Origin of the sequence: Microcoleus sp. Pol12B4 (assembly GCF_036701385.1) — a bacterium.
Classification (GTDB): Bacteria; Cyanobacteriota; Cyanobacteriia; order Cyanobacteriales; family Microcoleaceae; genus Microcoleus.
Window position 1 is genome coordinate 12,539 of record NZ_JAUBQR010000136.1, and the last position, 4,697, is coordinate 17,235.

4 protein-coding genes are annotated in these 4,697 nt (G+C 48.4%); 2 read left to right on the top strand and 2 right to left on the bottom strand.

What is annotated here, in order from left to right; genetic code table 11:
* Positions 1–851, bottom strand: an 851-nt coding sequence (locus QUA38_RS18480) for an SLC13 family permease (protein WP_333164247.1), incomplete at its 3' end; no start/stop codon positions are given.
* A gap of 207 nt (positions 852–1,058) precedes the next feature.
* Here QUA38_RS18480 and QUA38_RS18485 point away from each other — a divergent pair.
* Both QUA38_RS18485 and bchD read left to right on the top strand, forming a co-directional pair.
* The gene (locus tag QUA38_RS18485) at positions 1,059–2,342 is read left to right on the top strand and encodes a HAMP domain-containing sensor histidine kinase (RefSeq protein ID WP_333164249.1); all 1,284 of its coding nucleotides are present in this window, start codon (positions 1,059–1,061) and stop codon (positions 2,340–2,342) included.
* Positions 2,343–2,376: 34 nt separating this feature from the next.
* Positions 2,377–4,491, top strand: a complete 2,115-nt coding sequence (gene bchD, locus QUA38_RS18490) for a magnesium chelatase ATPase subunit D (RefSeq protein ID WP_333164251.1) — start codon at positions 2,377–2,379, stop codon at positions 4,489–4,491.
* An 82-nt stretch (positions 4,492–4,573) separates the two neighbouring features.
* On the opposite strand, the gene QUA38_RS18495 is transcribed toward bchD, so the two are convergent.
* Positions 4,574–4,672, bottom strand: coding sequence for a PEP-CTERM sorting domain-containing protein (locus tag QUA38_RS18495; protein WP_333164256.1), 99 nt, complete (start codon positions 4,670–4,672; stop codon positions 4,574–4,576).
* Positions 4,673–4,697 lie beyond the last annotated feature (25 nt).

The following is a 4,697-nucleotide window of genomic DNA, read 5'->3' on the forward strand; positions in this document are numbered from 1 at the left end:
AGCGTGCTCCAATCTAAATCCCGCAAAATATTATTAACAGAATCAATTTTGGAATGGTGAGCTAAAAGCATTGCCAAAGCAGCCCCCAACAAAGCAACGGCTGCCGGTGAAATAGGCACGGGCAGAGACTCTCCTATGACAAAAAATGTCAGCACGAAAGTTATAATTAAGCCGCCCACTGCTAAGACTCGCGGGTGATTAATTTGTGGGCGCGGCAAATGTTCCAAATCGTCTAAGTTTTTGTGCCAAATTTCGCGGAACAGCCAAGGCAACATAACTACTATCACTCCTACGGCAATTGCCCCGCCCAAACTTAACTTTATCAGGTATTCTGCAAAGCTCATGTTAATAGCATCGCCGACAATAAATGTCGCCGGGTCGCCTACGATTGTTAGCAGTCCCGAACTGTTAGCTACAAATACCATTAAAATCAGTAACGGCACAAAATCTACACCGACTTCTTCTGCCATTGGCGGAATTAATGGTGCTAGCAGCATGACTGTCGTAGCATTGGGCAAAACTGCACAAATTGGCGTAGTAATTGCGACAATACCCAGCAAGAGATTTTTGCCTTTGCCTTTAGCCAAAAGCACCATTTGAGTTGCCAAGTATTCAAATACTTTGGTAGGCTCAAAGGCTCTCACCATTACCATCACTCCGAAAAATAAGCCCAAGGTGGCGTGACTCCGACCGATATATTCGATCGCGTTGTTTAACGTCATCACGTGGGTAAAAACCAGAATTACCGCTCCAAGAAATGCCGCAACTGTGAGGTGTATCCATTCTGTAATTATTAAGAAAATTACACATATAAATGTTGTTGCAGCAATCACAGCTTGCAGGTTTTCCATTTAGTCCCCTGAAAAAAATAAAACTTAAAAATTAAAAACTCTCGGTTCGAGTGAATATACTACTTTCTGGCTCTTCTGTCAATAAATTTAAGTGCTGATTTTGGCAGCAACAAGCTGGAAGCGACTCATCAAGAGCTCTCCGGTACACGGAAAAAATTACCTCAAAACTACTTCTTTTGGGAGGGTCGCGATCGGCAGAAGTTTGGTATGGCGATCGGGCGATCGCTCAACTACAATGAAGCATGGGCAATCTCTGCCAAACTCAACCCCCACGCAGACATCATGGACTACAGCCAAGTGCTCGCCGAAAAAACCGATACTATCGTCCAAAACTGGATTGAAGCAGTTCGTCAGGATCGGAAAATTGAAACCGCTGACGCCTTACCGCACTCAGCAATCGAAAATCACATACCTCACCTGCTGGCGGCGATGGCCACAGTGCTTTCCCAATATCAAAACAGCGAAATAAAACTAATAATTGAAGCCAGTTTAGATCACGGATTTCTCAGAGCAGAACAAGGCTACGATGCTGCAGAAGTAGCCCAGGAATACCACTTATTGCGTCAAGTAATATTCTCGCAATTAGAATCAGAATTGCTAGCAGGAACTACCGCCGACGTATTCAGAGCTTTTCGGCTGATAGATGCCGTACTAGACGAAGCAATTGCCCAATGTTTCAACAGCTACGTCGTTCAGAGGCTGCAGGAACTTCAACAAATCCAAACTCAGTTACAACTCACCAATCAAGAACTCTCTCGCCTGGTCAGCGTCCATCAAGAAAACGTCTACCATTTGGCTCACGAACTCAAAACTCCTCTCAACTCAATTATTGGTTATTCCGAACTATTCCTGCGAAAAGAAAAATGGCAATCAGAAGTCAAAGATACCCTCCCCGGCATCGAACACATCGAGCGAGTATTGCGTAACGGCAGACACTTGCTTCGCATGATTAATGACACACTAGAACTTTCTCGCGCCGATGCCGGCAAAATTAAACTTAACCTGCAGCGAACTAATGTACAATCAGTAATTAACACCGTAGTAGAAATGATGCAGCCAATTGCGGATGCTAAAGGATTAAAGCTCGCTGTTACCAGTGACTGCGCCCCAAGACAAGTAATCGCCGACGCACAGCGGCTGCAACAAATTCTGATCAACCTGCTGAGCAATGCCATTCGCTATACAGAATCTGGTAGCATCGAATTAAGTTGTTACCCTGCTGGAGAAGGAAAGTGGGCGATCGCAATTACAGATACCGGCATTGGCATCGCCCCCGAAGATACAAAGCGCATCTTTGACCCCTTCTTTCAAGCAGGAGAAGCCGGCAAACAGCTCTTTCCCACCGAAAGCACTGGCCTGGGATTAGCAATAGTATCGCGGCTCGTCACGCTGCTGCAAGGCAAAATCGAGTTAGTATCACAAATAGGAGTTGGCTCAACTTTTACCGTGATTCTGCCGCAAGAAGTTAAAATACTCCAAGAAGTAAGCTAAACATTAAGTTCAAATTTTTACATCCGAAAATCCTATGCCCGCAGCCAACCTGAGCCCTTCCACCACAGCCTTTCCCCTCACCGCCGTAGTCGGGCAAGAAGCAATCAAATTAGCCCTGCTGTTAGCAGCAGTAGATCCCGGATTGGGAGGAGTTGCGATCGCAGGCCGCCGCGGGACAGCAAAATCAGTAATGGCCCGCGCCTTGCACTCATTACTGCCACCCATTGAAATTGTTAAAGATTCTTTTTGCAACGCCGAACCTAATGATATTCTTGCCGAACAAGCATCAGGCTTGTTACCAGAAAATGGCGGCAAAGATACCCACACCACCGATACTAATTCCTTAACTACTGAAATAATTCCCACACCATTCATTCAAATTCCTTTGGGTGTCACTGAAGACAGACTTTTAGGTTCAGTCGATGTCGAACAATCAGTAAAATTCGGCCAAACCGTATTTCAACCCGGACTCTTAGCCCAAGCAAATCGAGGGGTACTTTATGTAGACGAAATTAACCTCCTCGATGACAACATTTCCAACCAATTGCTAACAGTATTAACCGAAGGGCGCAACCAAATAGAGCGCGAAGGCATTAGCTTCCAACACCCCTGCAAACCTCTATTTATCGCCACTTACAACCCCGAAGAAGGGCCGCTGAGAGAACATTTGCTCGATCGAATCGCGATCGTACTTTCAGCCGACGCAGCACTCGAAATAGAAGAAAGAGTCTATGCAGTAGAACAAGCTTTATCCTACTCCAGCTCTCCTCAAGAATTTTTAAATCAATACAGCGAAGACACCGACAACCTCAAAACCCAAATCATCCTAGCCAGAGAATGGCTAAAAGATGTCAGCATTAAACGCGAACAAATTGCCTACCTAGTAGAAGAAGCCATCCGGGGTGGCGTTCAAGGACACCGCGCCGAAATATTCGCAGTCCGCGTCGCCAAAGCCGCCGCCGCCATCGAAGGACGCACAGAAGTTAACGCCGAAGATTTGCGCCGCGCCGTAGAATTAGTCATCGTACCCCGCGCCACCATCATCCAAACTCCCCCAGACGAAAACTCTCCTCCTCCTCCCCCCCCACCGCCTCCCCAAAAGCAGTCAGAACAAGAACAAGACGAACCAGAAAACGAGCAAGAAGACGAAGAAGACCAAGAGGATGAAGACAACCCGGAACCTGAAGAAGAACCAGAAAAAGATACCATTCCCGAAGAATTTCTTTTCGACCCCGAAGGCGTAATTCTCGACCCCAGCGTGCTTTTCTTCGCCCAAGCCGCCAGCCGCCAAGGCAAATCGGGCAGCCGCAGCACCATTTTCTCGGAAGATAGAGGCCGTTACGTCAAGCCGGTATTGCCCAAAGGCCCCGTCCGCCGCATCGCCGTTGACGCCACCCTCAGAGCCGCCGCACCCTACCAAAAAGCCCGCCGCGACAGGAATTCTAACGCCCCCCAACCCCCCCTTGCTAAGGGGGGGCAAGAGGGGGTTCAGCGTCGTGTATTTGTGGAACAGGGAGACATTCGGGCGAAGCGCTTGGCCAGAAAAGCTGGAGCTTTAGTCGTATTTGTCGTCGATGCTTCGGGTTCGATGGCCCTCAACCGGATGCAGTCGGCCAAAGGTGCAGTCATGCAGCTACTCACAGAAGCTTATCAAAGCCGCGACCAAGTTGCTCTGATTCCCTTTCGCGGAGAACAAGCAGAAGTGCTGCTACCGCCGACTCGCTCGATAGCCTTGGCCCGCAAGCGTTTGGAACGGTTGCCCTGCGGCGGCGGTTCCCCCCTGGCCCACGGTTTGACTCAAGCAGTGCGGGTGGGAGTCAACGCGCGGCAGTCTGGAGATATCGGTCAAGTTGCGATTGTCGCCATTACTGACGGACGCGGCAATATTCCTTTGGCTCGTTCTTTGGGGGAACCGATTGTAGATGGAGAAAAGCCTGATATTAAGCAGGAATTGTTAGAAATTGCTGCCAAAATTCGCGGGTTGGGAATGCAGTTGCTGGTGATTGATACCGAGAGCAAGTTTATTTCGACTGGCTTTGCGAAGGAATTGGCCAAGACTTCTGGAGGGAAATACTATCACTTGCCCAAAGCTACCGAACAGTCGATCGCAGCTATGACTAAAAATGCTCTGCGCGACGCGATCGGCTAAAATCCTGATACCCGCATTTATCTGCGTTTATCCGCGTTTATCTGCGGTTAAAAATCCAAAAATTAGACTTTTTGCCAAAAGTCTAATTTTTAACTCTCACTCTCCGGCGAGTCAGCGCCAGCGAACCCGCAACTAAACCCAACCCTACCACCGTCGAAGGCTCAGGAATTCTTACGGGCAGAGGTACGCGGTTTGCCGTCCCCCGG